Origin of the sequence: Affinundibacterium baiyunense, assembly GCF_018139645.1 — a bacterium.
GTDB lineage: Bacteria > Pseudomonadota > Gammaproteobacteria > Burkholderiales > Burkholderiaceae_D > Undibacterium > Undibacterium baiyunense.
The window spans coordinates 1-18,578 of sequence record NZ_JAGSPM010000005.1; the positions used below are offsets into that span (position 1 = coordinate 1).

The 18,578-nt window shown below is 44.2% G+C and carries 13 protein-coding genes; 8 read left to right on the plus strand and 5 right to left on the minus strand.

The genetic code is table 11. The features are described from left to right. Positions 1–153 precede the first annotated feature (153 nt). Positions 154–861: a DUF6445 family protein gene (locus tag KDM92_RS09320; RefSeq protein ID WP_212684097.1), complete on the minus strand. Its 708-nt coding sequence runs from the start codon at positions 859–861 to the stop codon at positions 154–156. An 806-nt stretch (positions 862–1,667) separates the two neighbouring features. Here KDM92_RS09320 and KDM92_RS09325 point away from each other — a divergent pair. The 6 genes from KDM92_RS09325 to nagZ all read left to right on the plus strand — a co-directional run bounded on the left by KDM92_RS09325 (position 1,668) and on the right by nagZ (position 10,261). Continuing rightward, complete coding sequence (locus KDM92_RS09325; protein WP_230408266.1) at positions 1,668–4,460, plus strand: TonB-dependent receptor; 2,793 nt, start codon at positions 1,668–1,670, stop codon at positions 4,458–4,460. A 353-nt stretch (positions 4,461–4,813) separates the two neighbouring features. After that, complete coding sequence (locus tag KDM92_RS09330) at positions 4,814–5,716, plus strand: glucosamine kinase nucleotide-binding domain-containing protein (RefSeq protein WP_212684333.1); 903 nt, start codon at positions 4,814–4,816, stop codon at positions 5,714–5,716. Positions 5,717–5,765: 49 nt separating this feature from the next. After that, positions 5,766–6,500 carry a GntR family transcriptional regulator gene (locus tag KDM92_RS09335; protein WP_189346951.1) on the plus strand — a complete coding sequence of 245 codons (735 nt, stop codon included), beginning with the start codon at positions 5,766–5,768 and terminating at the stop codon, positions 6,498–6,500. A gap of 50 nt (positions 6,501–6,550) precedes the next feature. Further along, a complete protein-coding gene (gene nagA, locus KDM92_RS09340; RefSeq protein ID WP_438947463.1) occupies positions 6,551–7,660 on the plus strand; it encodes an N-acetylglucosamine-6-phosphate deacetylase in 1,110 nt (369 codons plus the stop codon). Then, positions 7,653–8,663, plus strand: coding sequence for an SIS domain-containing protein (locus KDM92_RS09345; protein ID WP_212684335.1), 1,011 nt, complete (start codon positions 7,653–7,655; stop codon positions 8,661–8,663). The genes nagA and KDM92_RS09345 overlap by 8 nt, the downstream gene beginning before the upstream one ends. A gap of 80 nt (positions 8,664–8,743) precedes the next feature. After that, positions 8,744–10,261: a beta-N-acetylhexosaminidase gene (gene nagZ / locus KDM92_RS09350; RefSeq protein WP_212684098.1), complete on the plus strand. Its 1,518-nt coding sequence runs from the start codon at positions 8,744–8,746 to the stop codon at positions 10,259–10,261. 117 nt (positions 10,262–10,378) lie between these two features. Here the strand turns inward: nagZ and KDM92_RS09355 are convergent, their stop codons facing one another. Next, positions 10,379–10,933, minus strand: coding sequence for a hypothetical protein (locus KDM92_RS09355; RefSeq protein WP_212684099.1), 555 nt, complete (start codon positions 10,931–10,933; stop codon positions 10,379–10,381). Positions 10,934–11,048: 115 nt separating this feature from the next. Here KDM92_RS09355 and clpB point away from each other — a divergent pair, with 115 nt between their 5' ends. Then, positions 11,049–13,634: an ATP-dependent chaperone ClpB gene (clpB, locus tag KDM92_RS09360; RefSeq protein ID WP_212684100.1), complete on the plus strand. Its 2,586-nt coding sequence runs from the start codon at positions 11,049–11,051 to the stop codon at positions 13,632–13,634. 237 nt (positions 13,635–13,871) lie between these two features. Next, positions 13,872–14,426, plus strand: a complete 555-nt coding sequence (locus KDM92_RS09365) for a GNAT family N-acetyltransferase (protein WP_212684101.1) — start codon at positions 13,872–13,874, stop codon at positions 14,424–14,426. 126 nt (positions 14,427–14,552) lie between these two features. Here the strand turns inward: KDM92_RS09365 and KDM92_RS09370 are convergent, their stop codons facing one another. The 3 genes from KDM92_RS09370 to sppA form a co-directional block, all read right to left on the minus strand. Continuing rightward, complete coding sequence (locus KDM92_RS09370) at positions 14,553–15,281, minus strand: hypothetical protein (RefSeq protein WP_212684102.1); 729 nt, start codon at positions 15,279–15,281, stop codon at positions 14,553–14,555. Between the two features lie 102 nt (positions 15,282–15,383). After that, positions 15,384–16,124, minus strand: coding sequence for a helix-turn-helix domain-containing protein (locus KDM92_RS09375; protein WP_212684103.1), 741 nt, complete (start codon positions 16,122–16,124; stop codon positions 15,384–15,386). Between the two features lie 485 nt (positions 16,125–16,609). Next, positions 16,610–18,478, minus strand: a complete 1,869-nt coding sequence (sppA, locus tag KDM92_RS09380; protein WP_212684104.1) for a signal peptide peptidase SppA — start codon at positions 18,476–18,478, stop codon at positions 16,610–16,612. Positions 18,479–18,578: the final 100 nt, after the last annotated feature.

Below are 18,578 nucleotides of genomic sequence, written 5' to 3' on the forward strand. Positions count from 1 at the left end.
TTAATGCAAGATACCCCAGTGCGCCACTTAAATACTCTTGCACTACACGGTATTTAAACTCTTCTGTATGTTTAGCCATTAAAAAACCCCAAAAGTTGGTGTCCAACTTTTGGGGTTCAGTTTACTTTTCATCGGGCTGTTTTTTTTGTTGGTTCAAAAATCGTAAAAAGTATTGACGGTAAGTCGACCTTTGCGTGGGTCATCCGTGATGCTGATTGCGGGATTGATGCAGGCGGTATGTAGCAAGCTACCGTGATACATCACCAGTCGATTAAATTTCGCAGGGATCATGCCGAGAAATTGAAATTGCTCAGTAGAGTCGTCGAAATAGCGCTGCGTTGGACGCTTTGCATTGATTTCTTGGTAGTAAACATCTAAATAATGCTCACGCGTGCTTTCGGTAATTTGTTGTAGTCCTGTTGCATTGTGTCGATAGAAGCCTGTGCCTCCATGTCGTTCGTCGCAAAGATAAAGTAGAACTGCCATATGGTAAGGTGTGCTGGCATCGAAATGCGGCGTCCTTTGTAAAGGTCCGAGCTCAGAAGCTGGCATGGTGGTTAGCGAAAAGGCGCAAATACTTTTTCTTAATGCCAGTTGCTCAGGTATATGAAAATTGGTCTTGATGATCGGTTCAAGAAAATCGGTCAGATTCAATGAGTAATCGGATGGTGCTTGCGCTCTAATACCTGGATAACCTTTACGGTCCGCATAACCAGGATAGCGACTGAATTCGCTGTAGACTGCAATTTCAAGTAAATGGCTTGGGTTTTCCAGAAAATCATCAATGATTAAGGCTTGATGGTCTCCAATCTGGACGGATTGAATAACTGGATTTTCGTTAATCGAAAAGTGTTGACTCATGGTTCGTCATTCTAAGATTTTTGCTTAAGTTAATTTTTCGGCGGAACGGTCATAATCTCACGCGCTTACTATTTTAAATTGTCTACATATGAATCTGGTGTGATGCCAATAAAAATCTTCAGATAGTCTGCCTCAATACATTCTTTTTTTATTCCCTTTTTTGGGATTGATGCAAACATGTATTTCTCTAGTTGTTTCTCATTTGATTTGCGGTTATTTCTAAAGCATTCAGGTGGTAACACGGTGCTCATAAATATTATTTTTTTGATTTTTTTGATGTGTAGACTTGTTAGATAAGTGGCTTTATGTTTAATGAAATTGGTCTGCCTCTTGGTAAATGACGTAGTGTTGGATTGGGTCAACATACCATTTAGTTGAGTTGGGTTGATTTTCAAAATAAATCTGATTGTAAACAAGTAGTTACTCTTAATGGCTTTCTATAGTCGCTAATACCATTACCGGTTATTTTCACAATACCAATCAAATAAATGTAATACCACATGAATACCGTTTGACAATTGGTATTAATAAAATTAAAGTGAAAGCTCTTCGAGATCTGTAAATTATTCCTGTGGGGGGAGTATTTAGTTTGAAGTAATCAGATGCTGGAGCGGCACGACAATTTGTATTGATGTGCTTGTTTGGGAAATGAGAGCGTCGATATCACTCGTATGGATTGATGATGTCGTGTTTGGTTTCCGGAGTAAGTAGATGATTTTGAAATTGGTGCAATGATTTGCTGGTAGTTAGATGACTTAGCGAATCATCTGCATTTTGGAAGTTTGATGAAATCCTTGGGGGAATACATGAAAAGTAATTTGAAACTAAATCTGACACCTATCGCTTCTGCGGTATCTGTTTTGATCGTGACGGCGGCGATGGCAACATCGATGTCGGTACAAGCGCAGCAAGCAGACACGAAAAAGGACGAGACACAGCAAGTGACGGTTACTGGTGTTCGTGCATCAATGCAGCAGTCCTTGAATCAAAAACGTAATGCTGAATCACATATCGAAGTGATTACTGCAGAAGACATCGGAAAGATGCCCGACAAAAACGTCGCGGATTCTTTGCAACGTGTTTCTGGTGTGACGACTAGCTCAGCCTCTGGTAACGAAGGTGGTTTCGATGAGAATGATCGCGTCAGTATGCGTGGTACGAATCCAAGTTTGACGCAAACTTTGATTAATGGTCACAACATGGCTGCTGGCGATTGGTTTGTTTTGAACCAATCTGGTGCTGGTGTTGGTCGTTCTATCAGCTATACCTTGTTGCCTTCTGAATTAGTTGGCCGTATCGAAGTCAATAAATCTTCACAAGCTAGCTTGGTAGAAGGTGGTGTTGCAGGCTCGATCAATGTGATCACGCGTAAACCATTAGAATTTAAAAAGCAATTAACAGCCGAAGCGTCATTGGGTGTTGTTTATGCTGATTTACCAAAAAAATCAGATCCACAATTGAGTGGTTTGATTAACTGGAAAAATGACGTAAATACTTTTGGATTGATGGTGCAGGCATTCTCAGAGAAGCGTAGTTTGCGTCGTGACGGTCAAGAAATTCTTGGTTGGTCTCAAATTGCTGCAAATAGTCCAATGGCTAAATCGAATCCAGATTTGGCTGGTGCTTACTATCCAAGCTTGATGGGTTCAGCATTGTTTGAGCAAACGCGTCATCGTACTGGTGGTTTGGTCAGTGCACAATTCAAGCCAAGCAAAGAATTTGACATTGTTTTAAATGGCTTTAGCTCGAAGTTGGATGCAGCGAACTACAACCGTAACTATATGTTCTGGGGTTCACGCATTATCGATAGTGGTAATGGACAAGCACCTGAGCCAGGTTACACCGTGGCGAATGATGGTGGCGTGAAGACTTTAACTAGTGCGACCTTCAAACCAATCGCAGGCAATACATACGGCGTGTATGATCAAATCTCCCGTCCAGATGCAGGCTCAGAGGTCAATTTCTTTAGCGCTGATGCAACTTGGAAAGCCAATGCCGACTTGAAATTTAATGCGCAATTGGGTACGTCAAAAGCGACAGGTAAAACACCAACGCAAGACGTGGCTGAATGGAATGTTGGCGTTGGTTCAGGTGCATCTTATCGTATCAATGGTGTCGATAATGCGGCAGATTGGAAATTAGGAAATACCAATTACGGAAGCCGTGCAAATGATACCTTGGGTTGGGTATTTGGTTATCAAAATACGATAGTCGATGACAAAGAATCTTGGGCGAAGTTAGATGGTGAGTATCAATTAAATCAAGGTGTATTCAGTACATTGAAATTTGGTGTACGTGCTACCGAACACAAACGTAGTAGCGATGCAGCGCTTGGTCAAGGTCCTGGCTGTAAAAATGCTGCTGGTACGCAAGCACCTTGGGATTGGTCACAATCTACATGGTGTCCAGTTGGCACGATCGCGCAAAATGATCCAGCTAAGTTCCCATCCACAGTCAGCCAATATCCATCTAATTATGGTTCTGGCTTAGGTGGTAATTTCCCATCGAATATTTGGTATTACACGCCAGCGCAATTGGCTGAATTTAACAAATATTCCAATCGCGACAATAACGGAACACGTCTTGACTACGGTACGCAGTTTGCTTTGAAAGAAAACGTCAATGCGTTCTATGTACAAGGAAACATGGAAGGCGAAGGTTGGAGCGGTAATGTTGGTCTGCGTTATGTACAAACGAAGGAAAACGTTGTGTCCACTTTGACAGGCCCAGGTGCAGGTCAGAAGACATCTGATTTTGGTACCTTCCATTTCGCGACAACTGAAAATACCTTTAACGATATTTTGCCAAGTTTGAATTTGCGTTTTGATGTGCAGAAAGATTTGGTTGCTCGTTTCGCGGTTTCTAAAACCATGACGCGTCCAGACTTTGGTGCATTGGCTAGTGCAATTAGCTTGAGCCCACCAGCAACGGCAACTGGTGTAGGTAGCGGTAGTGGTGCAAATCCAAACTTGAAACCAATTCGTTCCAATAATTTGGATGTTTCCTTGGAATGGTATTTTGCGCCACGTGCTTTGTTGTCTGGTAGCGTGTACTACATGGATTTGACTAGCTATGTTGGTATTGGCCAAGTTTCGCGTAGTTACTTCACGACTAGCGCTGCAATTCCTCAAGGTGCGATGGTTCCATACGTGTTGAGCGTACCAGTGAACACAAGTGCGAAAGTGAAAGGTTTTGAGTTGGCATACGAACAGCCAATTGGTGCTAACTTCGGTTTTGCTACGAACTACACTTACGCTGATGCAAAAGACGCCAAAGATCAAGAAGTTGTTGGTGCTTCTAAGAACACGTATAACTTGAGTGGTTACTATGAAGACGACACGTTCAATGCGCGTCTGTCCTATAGCTATCGTTCCGCGTTTTACAGTGGTTTGGACCGTGAGACAGCATTCTCACAAGCGGCAACTGGATCTTTGTCTGCTTCTTTAGGTTACAAGATCAATGAAAATTTTGCGATTTCATTTGATGCACATAACTTGAATAAGCCAACTTTGAAGTATTTCGCTTTGAATGAGAACCAACCACGTTCAATTTATCAAAGTGGTCGTCAATACTATTTGACTCTGCGCGCGAAGATGTAATTGAGATGTAATCAAGCGACGGTCGTCGTAGGTAATGATGACGACCGGTTTTTGTCAGTGTCAAAGAAAGGAGTGACGAGGCCATTAGCTTCGTCACTTTTTTTTCGCTCTTTGTTTTGTTCGATGGCTATGTATTTTTGTGCTTTTTGTTGAGCATAAAGCTGGGTTCTACTTCACTAGCAAATTGACGCAATATTGTTGTGCTTAAACGAAAGAATGAAGAAAAGTTTAAATACCACTTAAATACCTATTGACAGCCACTTTGGAAACACCTAAAGTGTTCCTATATCTCAAATTCTGTCTATCGCGACTTGATAGTTAACGTTTTTTCTTTGGAAATGCCCGTGAGCCAAATGCAGCAAAATCAGCAAATTCAATCGACGCAAATTCAATATCTGATCGGTGTTGATGGCGGTGGCACTGGTACGCGCATCGTGTTGACGGACAGAAATGGTATTGAACTTGCTCGTGGTACCGCCGGTCCGTCTGGATTGATGCATGGAGCTAGCGCTGCGTGGAAAGCTATTTTATCAGCAATTGAGCAGGCATTTGCAACAAGTGGTATTGTTGCTCCTGCATTTCAGCAGATTGCGATTGGTTGTGGTTTGGCTGGTGTGAATAATAAGCTTTGGGCAGCGGAGTTTGTCGCTGCAAATCCGGGATTCGGCATGCTATTTGCAGAAACCGATGCGGGCACAACTTTGCTTGGAGCGCATCAGGGTAAACCAGGCGCGATTATCGCTCTTGGAACTGGTAGTGTTGGTGAGGTCATGTTGGCTGATGGTAGTCGGCGTGAAGTTGGCGGTTGGGGATTCCCTTCAAGCGATGAGGCAAGTGGTGCCTGGATGGGCTTGCGGGCAATTAATCATGTACAGCATGTGCTGGACGGACGTGCCGCAGGAGATGAGTTTGCAACGGCTATTATTGATTTTTGTGGCGGTAATAAAGATGCGGTTTTTGCTTGGTTAGGCGGTGCGACGCAAACCAAATTTGCGCAGTTAGCGCCTGTGGTCATCCAATATGCAGCACGTAATCAAAAAGCGAAAAGCATCTTAGTAGAGGCAGGGATAGAAGTAGAAAAAATGGCGAATGCCTTAGATCCAAATTGTGAAATGCCGATCGCTTTATGTGGCGGTTTGGCAGATGCGGTTTGGAACTATTTGCCGGAAAAATTATTGCAGCGCGTAAGTAAACCAATCGGTGATTCTTCTTCCGGTGCGCTTATTTTGGTCAGAAAACATTTGATGAAGTCGTAGTTCAATTTAAAGACTTCAGAAACTCCAGAGACTTAGAGGGATAAAAAATATGCTGGCACAACTGCTCGATTTTAAACCTGATGGTGATAGTTCTACGCCGCTGTATTTGCAGTTGGCAAATAAGTTGGCGAATGGAATTCATAATGGTTATTGGCAGCCAGATGAGGCTTTGCCTTCTGAACGGGTATTGGCTGAAACCTTAGATATTTCGCGTGTGACTGCGCGTAAGGCAATTGAGATGTTGTGTGAGCGTGGCTTATTAACGCGTAAGCATGGTTCCGGTACGTATATCACACCAAAATTAGAGCAACCTTTGTCGCGTTTGACGAACTTCAGTGAAGAATTGCGTCAACGTGGTTTCATGCCTGGCTCGCAGTGGTTGTCACGTGAAACTGGTGTGGCGTCACCAGAAGAAATATTGTCGCTAGGATTATCCCCGCATTCCGTAGTTTCACGCTTGAAGCGTTTGCGTACCGCAGACAATGTGGTCATGGCAATTGAGAGTACGACTATTCCTAATCTTTATTTGCCTAATCCAAAATTGGTAACAGATAGTTTATATGGCTACCTTGATCAAAATAATGCATCGCCAACGCGTGCGTTGCAGCACATTCGTGCGGTCAGTGCGACTGCAGAGCAGGCCAAGCTGATCGGCTTAAAGCAGGGTACGGCGATGCTGTTGATTACGCGTGTCGGTTATCTAGCAAATGGTGCAGCGGTCGAGTTAACGCATTCGTATTGCCGCAGTGATTACTATGACTTTGTAGTGGAGTTGTTTAGATGATTTCAGTGCAGCAAGATCAGCAAGCTCAACAATCTCTGATGCAAACTAAAATGCAAACCATAGAAGGCAATGTGTTGACGGCGGATGGATGGATCGCTGGAACAATTTCTTTTGCCGACAAGATTGAAGAGATACAAGGTAGTGAGGTTGATCCACGCTCGAATAATGCTGCTTATATTTTGCCTGGCTTTATCGATTTGCACGTGCATGGTGCTGGTGGCAAAGACACGATGGAAGCGGGCGACGCAGTTCAGGTAATTTCACGCATGCATGCGCAGCATGGTACGACCAGTATGTTGGCAACCACGATGACTGCGCCCATGTCTGATTTAGAGGCCGCATTGCAAGCTTTGGCAGGCGTTTGCCAACAGCGTACCGCGGGTTCTGCGCGCGTGTTAGGCGTGCATTTGGAAGGGCCTTACATTAATCCAGGCAAGTTGGGTGCACAGCCTGATTTTGCGCATGCGGGATCGCTCGAACAAGTAAAATATTTAGACGCGATTGCGCCAATTAAATTGATTACCTTAGCACCCGAAGTGGAAGGTAATTTGGCGATGGTCAGCCAATTGACTGCGCTTGGTATGCGCGTGCAATTAGGCCATACTTTAGGTACTTACGAAGATGGTGTGGCGGCGCTAGAGAATGGTGCTAGCAGTTTCACCCATTTGTACAATGCGATGTCGCGTCTTGATCATCGCGCACCAGGTATGGTTGGTGCAGCTTTGGCGCACGCGAATTTTGCTGAAATTATTCCAGATTTATTGCACGTTCATCCCGGTGCTATTAAAGCGGCGATGCGTGCGATCCCAAAAGTATATTGTGTAACAGATTCCACTTCTGCCTCTGGGATGCCAGACGGCGAGTACATGCTTGGTCGTCAAGTAGTGCATAAGTGTTTGGGCGGCGTGCGTTTAGCCGACGGCACTCTGGCTGGTAGCACGTTGACGATGGATCAAGCGCTCAGAAATTTAGTCAAGATTGGTTTAGAGCTGGACGATGCATCTAAACGCGTTTCTACCTACGCAGCAGATTTTTTAGGATTATCTGATCGCGGCCGTCTGCAAGTAAATGCGTATGCAGATTTAGTAGTTCTTGATCGGGATTTGAATCTAGTTGCTGTTTATATCGAGGGAGAAAAAATTGAGCTCAAAGATGCTTAAAGAAGCGTGTTCGTCTGGGGAATTTGTTGCTGCACAGTTAGGCCATGATCGTGAACGATTTATAGAATTAGGGAAGCAATTACGCGCGACGCCACCTTCTTCTGTGGTGACGATTGCGCGTGGTAGTTCAGATCATGCAGCAAATTACGCTGCGTATTTAATGATGGCGCGTTTGGGTCACATTGTCGCTTCTTTGCCGATGTCTTTAGTGACCTTGAATAAGGCGCCATTGCTGGTGAAAAATGCGCTGGCAATTGCGATTTCGCAGTCGGGACAAAGCCCTGACGTGGTTGAGCCCATCCGTTATTTTAGTGAACATGGTGCGACCACAGTTGCTTTAGTCAATGATGCTAGTTCGCCATTGGCACAAAGTGCGCAATGGACTATGCCCTTACATGCAGGACCAGAATTAAGTGTCGCCGCTACCAAGAGTTTTATTACCTCTTTAGTCGCAGGCGCACGTTTGGCAGGTCATTGGCAAAATGATCCAGCGTTCTTAGCGGGAATTGAAGAGCTGCCACAAGTTTTGCACGCCGCTACCCAATTAGATTGGTCGAATGCATTAGATGTGTTAGCACCTGCGCAACGTATTATGGTAGTTGGTCGCGGCATTAGCTTTTCTGTTGCTTTGGAATCTGCTTTGAAGTTCAAAGAGACTTCAGTCATCCAGGCAGAAGCATTTAGTGGTGCAGAGATTAAACACGGACCGATGGCATTGATCGATGATGGTTATCCATTATTGATTTTCGCAACGCGTGGTCCGGCACAAGCTGGCTTGATTGCCTTGGCAGAAGAAATGCGTGGACGTGGTGCGAACGTTTTGTTGGCGGCTCCAGCAGATGTCAAAGAACGCAACTTGACATTAGCAACCACAGCAACACCTGATCTTGATCCTATCGCGGCGATACAATCTTTTTACGTGATGGCTGCACATCTGTCAGTGGCACGAGGTTTAGATCCAGATAAGCCACGTCATTTAAGTAAAGTCACCAAGACGAATTGATTGGAACAAGCGGGCGATCATTTAGCATGAAGTCCGTTTTTCTTTTAGCCTATTTTCATTAGCCTCTTTTTGGAAATGCAATGACTCATATTAGTAAAGAAGAAGCACGTCGTATCGCAGGACAGTCGATCATGATTCGCATGCCGGAGACGGTACTAAGCGAAACAACCGCGAACTTTATTCGTGAAAATCATATACGCGCGATTTGTCTGTTTCGCCAAAATATGGTGAACCAAGATCAATTGACCAAATTGACCAGCGACTTACGTGCAGTAATGGGAACAGAAGCCTTGATCGGTATTGATCAAGAGGGCGGTGCGGTGGTTCGTGCCACTTGGGTACCTCAACCACCAGCAGCAATGTCTCTTGGTGCTAGCAATGACCCCGAACTTTGCCGCCAAGTTGGCGCGGCGGTCGCGCGTAGTGTGAAAGCATTAGGATTTAATTGGAACTTTGCACCTGTTTTGGATTTAAATAACAACGTCAATAATCCCGTGATTTCTGAGCGTTCGTTTGGGGCTGATCCAGTGCGAGCACATCAATTGGCGAGTGCGTGGATGGAAGGCAGTTTAAGCGAAGGCGTCGCATGTTGTATCAAACATTTTCCAGGTCACGGCGATACGCATGTCGATTCGCATCGAGATTTACCTGAAGTCAATAAGTCGCGTGCCGAGCTTGATGCCTTGGAATTAGCACCATTTAAAGCTGCCGCCAAAAATGCACCTGCAATGATGACGGCGCATATTGTTTATCCACAAATTGATCCTGAGAATCCAGCAACGATGTCAAGCAAGATTTTGACTGGTATCTTACGTGATGAATGGAATTATCATGGAGTCGTTATTACCGACGGCATGGACATGCACGCGATTGCTGGACGCTATGGTGTTGGCGCGGCTGCGGTGAAAGCATTGGCAGCAGGTGCAGATATGGTGATGGCGCTTGGTAATGCCGAGACGCAAATAGAAACCTTAAATGCCTTGGCGCTGGCGATTGAAAGCGGTGAAATACCCTATAGCGCTGTGCAGAAGAAGTTGGAACGTATCCGCCAACTTGCACAACAATATCCTAGTTTGACAGGGCTCTACGACCAACGAACGGAAGATGCCGATCGTGTTTTGATGGCGCAAGCTTGGCAATGTGGATTAACGACATATCGTCAAGCTGTACCGCCAAAACCTGGCAGTCAAGTGCGCTTGGTTATTAGTGCAGACGTGGTCAGCGATGGCGTGTCAGAGGCGGGTATCCCCGCGCATAAAGTCGCCTCGATGTTGTCGCAAATTTATGATGTGCAGACCAGCACTTTCGATGATGCTTCTAGCTTTGATTGGTCGAGCATTCCTGCCGATGGAAGAACGCTTATTTTGGCGTCAACAGTCAGAATTCGTTATAACGAACATGCCCGCAAAACGTGGAAGCCCGATTTGCACTTGGTCTTATGGAATCCATTTCAAACGCTCGATATCGATGCACCAGCGTTGATTTCTTACGGCTTTGCAGAACCTGCGATTCAAGCAGTTGGGGCTTGGTTATCAGGCAAGGCCGAAGCAAGTGGGCAGGTTCCTGTTGCGAATTTTGATCAGCTAGCAGCGTCTTAAAAAGTTTTTTTGTGCCCTACTAAGGGTGCTAATTGGGCTAAAAAATAAGGTAGGAAAGTAAGCTAATAAAGTAAGTGAACAAAGCCAGAATATGCTCAAGTATTCTGGCTTTTTTTATCAATTTAAAAGATGCGCAGGAATACTCATCTCTTCAGCTTTAGGCAGGCTTAGTGCTAAATCCCAGCCGGCTGCGCGTTCCGCATCGATTAATAATTTACAAAAACCGTGAAGCAGATTGTTTTCCAATCGTAGGTCTATCGATTGTCCTTGTTGCGCAATAAATTGTATGACCAGAGGCGAATTAGCTTTCAAATGGAAATTAATCGATTCAAGCAATAAGGGAACTTCACCGTGAATTGCTTTGCGCTCTTGGCTTTGGTAACTTTGTCCAAAATTACCTTCTTCTTTAATTTGATCAACTGCTTCTTCGTGTTCGATCTGAATTAACTCTTCACTTGCGAATGCTGTTTCAGGCCGATTTAAGCGCATATGCGAACTAATTGACTCCATCAAGACGGGCCACAGTCTTTGAAGCATGCGACGTGTGATGAATAATTGAACTTCTTGTTTTTCATCTAACTCGGATTCTTTGTTTTTTGTAGAAAAACCAATTCTGAGCAAGATACGATCTTCGTTTATCAGGTAGGTTAAATTAAGTTGTTCTAAATGCATAGCTTGTTGATGTAACGCAAAACGCTAATAAATTTTTGCAGGATTTGTTCTTGAAATCAGCTTTTCCCGCCTAATCTATAAGTCAATTAATCATTGAATCCTTTTAGGAGGCATTATGCGTTTAGATAAATTGACGACAAAATTACAGGAGGCGCTGGCAGATGCTCAGAGCCAAGCGGTTGGTAATGATAACCAATATATAGAGCCGGTGCACGTTTTACTTGCATTGATCAATCAGGATGATGGCGGTGCGCGCTCTTTGTTGCAGCGTGCTGGTGTGAATATCAATAGCTTATTGGCAGGTTTAAAAAGTGCGGTTGATCGTTTGCCAAAAGTTACGGGAACCGATGGACAAGTTCAAATTGGACGTGAATTAGCAGGCTTATTGAATTTAGCTGATAAAGAATCTCAAAAGCGCGGCGACCAATTTTTGGCGAGTGAGATGGTCTTGCTCGCTTTGGTCGATGACAAGTCAGAAGCCGGTAAGTTAGCACGAGAAAATGGCTTAACTCGCAGTGCTTTAGAAGCTGCGATCAAAGGTGTGCGCGGTGGTGCGAATGTTGATTCGCCAGAAGCGGAAGGGCAACGAGAGGCTTTAAAGAAATACACGCTCGATCTTACCGAGCGCGCACGTCTCGGCAAGCTTGATCCAGTGATTGGTCGCGACGATGAAATTCGTCGAGCAATCCAAGTCTTGCAACGCCGTAGTAAGAATAATCCGGTTCTGATTGGTGAGCCGGGTGTTGGTAAAACCGCGATTGTTGAGGGCCTTGCGCAACGGATAGTTAATGGTGAAGTACCAGATAGTTTGAAGTCAAAGCGCGTGTTGTCGCTTGATATGGCGGCTCTGCTGGCTGGAGCGAAATTCCGCGGTGAATTTGAAGAGCGTCTAAAAGCGGTGCTGAAAGAAATCGCAATGGATGAGGGGCAAACCATCGTATTCATTGACGAATTGCACATCATGGTTGGTGCTGGTAAGGCAGAAGGTGCGATGGATGCGGGCAATATGCTCAAGCCAGCGTTGGCGCGCGGTGAATTGCATTGTGTCGGCGCAACTACGCTTGATGAGTATCGTAAGTACATCGAAAAAGATGCAGCGCTTGAGCGTCGCTTCCAAAAAATTATTGTGGACGAGCCTAGTGTAGAAGCTACGATTGCAATTCTGCGCGGACTACAAGAGAAATATGAAGTACATCATGGCGTTGATATTACGGATCCAGCAATCATTGCTGCGGCAGAGCTCTCGCATCGTTATATTACCGATCGCTTCTTACCTGACAAGGCAATCGATTTGATTGATGAAGCTGCAGCCAAGATCAAAATTGAAATTGATTCCAAGCCCGAAGTGATGGATAAATTGGATCGTCGTTTGATTCAATTGAAAATTGAAAAAGAAGCGGTCAAGCGTGAGAAAGATGAGGGATCGAAAAAACGTCTTGCTTTGATTGAGGATGAAATCAAGGCTTTATCACGCGAGTACGCTGATCTTGAAGAAGTATGGAAGTCAGAAAAAGCAACGGTACAAGGTAGTACGCACATTAAGGAAGAGATAGAAAAAATTCGCCTGCAAATGGAGGAAGCAAAGCGTAAAGGTGATTGGCAAACGATGTCGCAACTCCAGTATGGTCGCTTACCAGAACTAGAGGCACAATTAAAATCAGCCGATTTGCAAGCCGCTAAAAATGCCGAAGCGGGTGGCAAACCTAAGTTGTTACGCACTCAAGTTGGTGCGGAAGAGATTGCTGAGATTGTGTCGCGTGCGACAGGTATTCCTGTATCTCGTATGATGCAAGGTGAGCGTGAAAAATTACTGCACATGGAAGATGCCTTGCATAAACGGGTAGTGGGTCAAGATGAGGCGATTACCGCGGTCTCTGATGCAATTCGTCGCTCCCGCGCTGGGTTGGGCGATCCGAATCGTCCGTATGGATCTTTCTTGTTCTTAGGTCCAACTGGCGTTGGTAAAACTGAATTGTGTAAGGCATTGGCTAACTTTATGTTCGATACGGAAGAGTCCTTGATTCGTATTGATATGAGTGAGTTCATGGAGAAGCACTCGGTTGCGCGATTAATCGGTGCGCCGCCGGGTTACGTTGGATACGAGGAGGGCGGCTATTTGACCGAAGCGGTTCGACGTAAGCCATACAGCGTGATTTTATTGGATGAAGTCGAGAAAGCGCATCACGATGTGTTTAATGTTTTGCTGCAGGTGCTTGATGATGGACGTATGACCGATGGTCAAGGGCGCACTGTAGATTTCAAAAACACTGTGATCGTCATGACTTCTAATTTAGGATCGCATCAAATTCAAGCGATGGAGGGAAGTGAACCCAGCGTCATTAAGATGGCGGTAATGGGTGAGGTTAAGTCACATTTCCGTCCAGAATTTATTAATCGTATCGATGAAATCGTCGTTTTCCATGCGCTCGATGCAAAAAATATTGGCGCTATTGCGAAGATACAATTAGATACTTTACATAAACGTTTGACGCAGATGGATATGAGTTTGCAGGTTACTGATGCTGCATTATTGAAGATTGCCGAAGCAGGATTTGATCCAGTTTATGGTGCCCGACCATTGAAACGTGCAATCCAACAAGAGATAGAAAATCCTTTATCTAAATTAATGTTGCAAGGTAAGTTTGGTCCCAAAGATACAATTGTTGTTGACGTCGCGAACGGAGAATTGGTGTTTAAGTAAGCAGACTTTGTTAAGCTAACTTCGAGTTGACATCTGGACCGTCGGATAGTCTTATTTGTATACCCTACAAATAAGACTATCCGACGGTTTTGTTTTTTTGGGCTTTTTGTGTATATTTTGTTGTGACGTTGGAGTGACAGCGTTGATGATTTTAGATATGCACCAATAGATGTGCCAATAGACGTACCAATAAATGCACGAATCTATCCAACTAGTATTTTTCAGCAAGAGGAATTTATGGTATCTGCAAACAATACGCAATTGATTGTTCGAACAAGCACTTTGGACGAGATTCCGCAGCTGAATCAATTGATAGTGGAATCAGCGCGTGTCTTAAGTCGAGGCTTTTACACGGAACAAGAAACCGAATCTGCGATCAAGTATGTATTCGGTGTTGATTCCGCTTTAGTGAAAGATGGTAGTTATTTCACCGCAATTTTAGATGGTGAATTAGTTGGTTGTGGTGGTTGGAGTCGTCGCCGCACTTTGTATGGTGGTGATCAGCGTCCAATGGGAGCAGATGAATATCTCGATCCGGCACATGATCCAGCCAGAATTCGCGCGTTCTTTATTTCGCCAAAAGCAGCAAGACGAGGTGTTGGTAGAGCCGTGTTTGAAGCATGTAAGCAAGCTGCACTTAAACAAGGATTTACTAGCTTGGAATTAATGGCAACGCTGCCCGGCGTGCCATTTTATGAAGTCTTGGGTTTTCAAAAGCTCGAAGATGTAGCTGATGTTTTGCCAGATGGTGTGACTATTCGGTTTGAGCGTATGCGTTTGCAGATTGCATGATTTGCTTCAGCTCTAATTAATTTTGTTATTCACACAATCGGTGTCAGAGCTTAAAAGAAAGGCCGGCGTTATTGCGTTCTGGCCTTTCTTTTCGTTCTTTGTTAATCCGACTACGAACAAGAATTATTAATTGCTCGGTGTAATGCTCTTCACAACTTTGCCAGTTTCATCCAGCATCTGGATTTCTGCTTGACCTGCGGCGCTTACGATTAACATCATGCGTGTTCTACCTTTGGCATCTTTTAGGCTCAGTGCTGACCCCTTATCTCTTGTATTACCCAAGTAGATTCGATTTTCGGACAGACGACCTTCGTCAGATAGTTTTTTCCAGTATGCAGCTTGCTCGGCTTGCGGAAGTTTTTCCGCTTCTGCGCCAAATTTTTTGATATCTTCTATCGAGCTAACTTTGTACATAGGTACATCGTTGATGCGAATACCGGTTTGTTGATGGTTGGCACTATCCGTACTGATCAGTTGTAAAGCCTGATCTTGACGGAAACGATCGAAGGTCAGTGATAGTCCAGCATCAATCTTGCCATTTTCCCCGATACTTCCTTTTTGAATAAAACCACCATTTTCAGTACCCTCTTCATTCACAAAGATCATGCCAGCAAAGCTGCGACGATCTGGGCGTGCACCTTCTTTTCCTTGGTGAAAATCGCCAGGAAATTGTGCACGATTCGAAATGATCATACGTTTGGTTCCATCTGGTTCGACGATATTGATTCGACCTACGGTGATTTCATCAAAGCGTTCGTTCTTCACAGGTTCACGTGCGCCAGTTAAAGCGAATACAGCGGCGAGTGCGGCTGCCATTGTGGTTGCGCCTGCAAAGAAAGTTCTGAGTTGTGACATAGTTTTCCTTCTAAAAAGTGAAGTGAGTGATCGGTGAAACAAAGCTAAGGAAGTAGATATATGAAAAAATGCTTGAATAAAATTATAGCGATAATTAAAAATTCATCGTGTTGGAATTTTACGAATACGCCATTCCATGAAGAAACCTAGGATGCCCGTAAAAAGAAAAAGGCCACCCAAAAATTGTATAAATTGATTTTGATAAGATCGAATAATACTGACGTCGACTAAATGAAATTTTCGACGACCACCTTCGACGTTTTCATAAAATACCGTGCCAGCATTGTGGCTTTTCTCAAGAAAAAGTGGTCGTCTGCGCTTCTCTGTGAAGTCTGCCAATAATTTGCTGGCTTCGTTTCTAGAAATTATGTTTGCATCAAATTTCAAATTGATGATTTTTTCAAATTGTTCAAATACGTCTTCTGCTTCGTCTGCGCGAAATACGCCTTTCGACTCGTACTTATAGAGTTTATTCGGAAAAAATATTCCTTCATTCGCGCTCAAGAGGAAGGCGAAGCCTAATGTGCACAGCGCAGCGGACCCAAACAGCCAACGCTTTACGCTATGGGTTTTTACGACGATTGTTGAGTTCAAATAGTGTGCGACTTCGGGAATATGTTTAAGGCTAGTTTGTAGAATTTTTTTATCAATGTCTTTTAAAAAATCACTGGCGTCGATCTCTAGCGATTTCATAATGGTCTGGAACATTTCAGCAGAAGGTACCGATTTGTCGTTTTCCAATTTCGATAAATAGGATTGTTCGATACCGATTGCCTCTGCCATTTGCGGTTGCGTCAGATTTTTCTGAGTTCTTATTTGCTTCAACTTCTCACCAAAGTTCATACGGGTGTCCTTTACATTTCTACTCTGGAATCGTTCAATCAACTTAATTCAATTTATTATCGAAGGCACTATCAATAGAGCCAACAGGGTCGTGCAAGTCGTATTCTTTTGTATTCAAGCGGAAATTGGAAGCTGAATATCTTCGAATATCCATGAATATTCAAATTTTTAGCCGATTTAGCTAATTTTTTTCGCTGTGACGATCGCGGGATTGAGAGCATGATTTAATAACTGATCATGTCATAGCAATTGCTTAAGCTAAATTGAATGTGAATCCCCATCATTCATAAGTCGCAAAGCTGTTGCTTGATCCAACTTAGCATGCATTGAACAGTGTGTAGCTTGGGCGGTATTCGATCTAAAAATGTTGAGGTGAGATGACAAAAGGGAGGCAATTTGCCTCCCTTATGCGTCTTCAAAGGTGCCGTACTTTATGTAATTGGCCTTATGTAATTTGCTTGAACATCAAGTTGAGATGTGGCTATTTAGGGCAAAGTACACATGCAGTGCGCCATTACCATATAGCTTCGATTCTCTTTGCGTAAATCCGCCAACCAAGCAAGATCTTTAATCATTTCTGTTGCTGCCGCTGGCGGAATGCCACTAGGTGCAACAGCAACTTTGAACTGTTCATTGATTGCACGAGCCGCTGCTTTGGTCGCACCGTCTTCAAACATACTAAAGAATCGGTCAAATTTAGACGGTTCGCGTTCGATATAGGTCACGCGATATTCATTACCTAATTTTGCTAGCGTTGCAGCGGACTTCAAGGCATCTTGATAACTACCAACGCGATCAATCAAGCCACGCTCTTTTGCCTGTTCACCAGTCCACACGCGGCCTTGTGCAACCGCGTCAATTTTTTCTGGTGTCGTTTTGCGTGCAGCTGCGGCCTTCGTCGTGAACTCGGAATAAATATTTTCCACTCCCAACTGAATCACTTCGCCAAACTTCGGATTCATAGGACGCAAAGGATTAAAGGAATCGCTCATCCAAGTGGTTGTCGTGCCGGCGGTGCGTACACCAATCTTTTCAACGATTTTATCTACAGTTGGAAAGATCACGTACACGCCAATCGATCCGGTGATGGTCGCTGCATCGGCAATAACTTCATCAGATGACATGGAAATCCAATAACCGCCAGAGGCTGCGACATTCCCCATAGAAATGACCACAGGTTTTCCCGCTTTGCGCGTTAATTCCAATTCTTGGCGAATTAACTCAGAACCGAATGCACTACCGCCAGGAGAATCAACTCTGACTACGAGTGCTTTGATTTGATCGTCCTCACGTGCCTTACGAATCAAGTTTGCTGTGGACATACCGCCAATCGCACCAGGTGGCGCGTTGCCTTCGCTAATTTCACCTTCTGCAACGATCACTGCAACCGCTGGCCCAAACGAAAAATGATTTTGCGCTTGTAGGTAGTCATCAAAGCTTACTTCTTTGAAGCTCTTTGTCCGCTCGTCCTTCGCGCCCAAGCCCAACATCATTTGGCGTAGTTCGTCACGCGATTTCAAACCATCAATTAATTTTGCATTGACCGCAAATTGCGCGACGCTTCCATTTGCTGCTTTTAACATTTCTGGTAAGTTGTTGATGCTCTCCATGATCGCGCCAGCAGGTAGTTTGCGTGCTTTTTCTACGCCATCGGTGTAGAGCTTCCACATTGCGTTGTATAAAAACGCTTCCGCTTCAGACGAGGCTGGTGAAGGACCGTTAGCAACGTAGGGTTCAGCAGCGCTTTTGAAGGTGCCGACTTTTAATAGATTGACAGTCACACCAATTTTATCTAGTGCATCTTTATAGTAATTGCGATATCCACCAAAGCCACTCAACATCACATTACCCATTGGGTGCATATACACTTCATTCGCATGCGCGGCTAAAAAGTATTGACGTTGATCGAAGCTAGATCCCCATGCGATCACTTTTTTGCCACTAGCTTTAAATCGTTCTAAGGCCGCTGCGACTTCGCGCAGCATCGGCAATCCCGCTCCTTGCATGCCATCAAGCATTAGCACGGCATTGTTAATTTTGGGATCTTTGCTAGCTGCATCAATCACGGTCAAAATGTCACGCAATTGTGTGGAGCGCTTGTTCTCGCCCTGCACCTCAGCAATGAAGGCATCACTTGCACTGCCAGCATGCTGTTCAACTAGTTGCCCTTTGAAATTCAAAATGAGCGCGGTTTTATCTTCAATCTTTAACTTGTCTGAAGAAAATAAAGCGTTCAATAGAATTATGACTAGTAACAAGAAAATAAAGTTAATGACAAAACGCCGACTCGTATCGACCGCACTCCAAAACCACTTAATACCTCGTCCGATTGAACGGAAGGGCGTAAAAGCCATAATAACTCCTGATTAAAAACAATTAAGGACAATAAATTACATACCAAGTTAAATCTACAACGTCTAACAAGTTACTGAATAGAGGAAATGCCAATCATTT

Bases quoted from the DNA above. Each gene is read 5' to 3' on its own strand.
- KDM92_RS09365 (WP_212684101.1), top strand. From the start codon at position 13,872: ATGGTATCTGCAAACAATACGCAATTGATTGTTCGAACAAGCACTTTG.
- nagA (WP_438947463.1), top strand. From the start codon at position 6,551: ATGCAAACCATAGAAGGCAATGTGTTGACGGCGGATGGATGGATCGCT.
- KDM92_RS09325 (WP_230408266.1), top strand. From the start codon at position 1,668: ATGAAAAGTAATTTGAAACTAAATCTGACACCTATCGCTTCTGCGGTA.
- sppA (WP_212684104.1), bottom strand. From the start codon at position 18,478: ATGGCTTTTACGCCCTTCCGTTCAATCGGACGAGGTATTAAGTGGTTT.
- KDM92_RS09375 (WP_212684103.1), bottom strand. From the start codon at position 16,124: ATGAACTTTGGTGAGAAGTTGAAGCAAATAAGAACTCAGAAAAATCTG.
- KDM92_RS09370 (WP_212684102.1), bottom strand. From the start codon at position 15,281: ATGTCACAACTCAGAACTTTCTTTGCAGGCGCAACCACAATGGCAGCC.
- KDM92_RS09355 (WP_212684099.1), bottom strand. From the start codon at position 10,933: ATGCATTTAGAACAACTTAATTTAACCTACCTGATAAACGAAGATCGT.
- KDM92_RS09330 (WP_212684333.1), top strand. From the start codon at position 4,814: ATGCAGCAAAATCAGCAAATTCAATCGACGCAAATTCAATATCTGATC.
- KDM92_RS09345 (WP_212684335.1), top strand. From the start codon at position 7,653: ATGCTTAAAGAAGCGTGTTCGTCTGGGGAATTTGTTGCTGCACAGTTA.
- clpB (WP_212684100.1), top strand. From the start codon at position 11,049: ATGCGTTTAGATAAATTGACGACAAAATTACAGGAGGCGCTGGCAGAT.
- KDM92_RS09320 (WP_212684097.1), bottom strand. From the start codon at position 861: ATGAGTCAACACTTTTCGATTAACGAAAATCCAGTTATTCAATCCGTC.
- KDM92_RS09335 (WP_189346951.1), top strand. From the start codon at position 5,766: ATGCTGGCACAACTGCTCGATTTTAAACCTGATGGTGATAGTTCTACG.
- nagZ (WP_212684098.1), top strand. From the start codon at position 8,744: ATGACTCATATTAGTAAAGAAGAAGCACGTCGTATCGCAGGACAGTCG.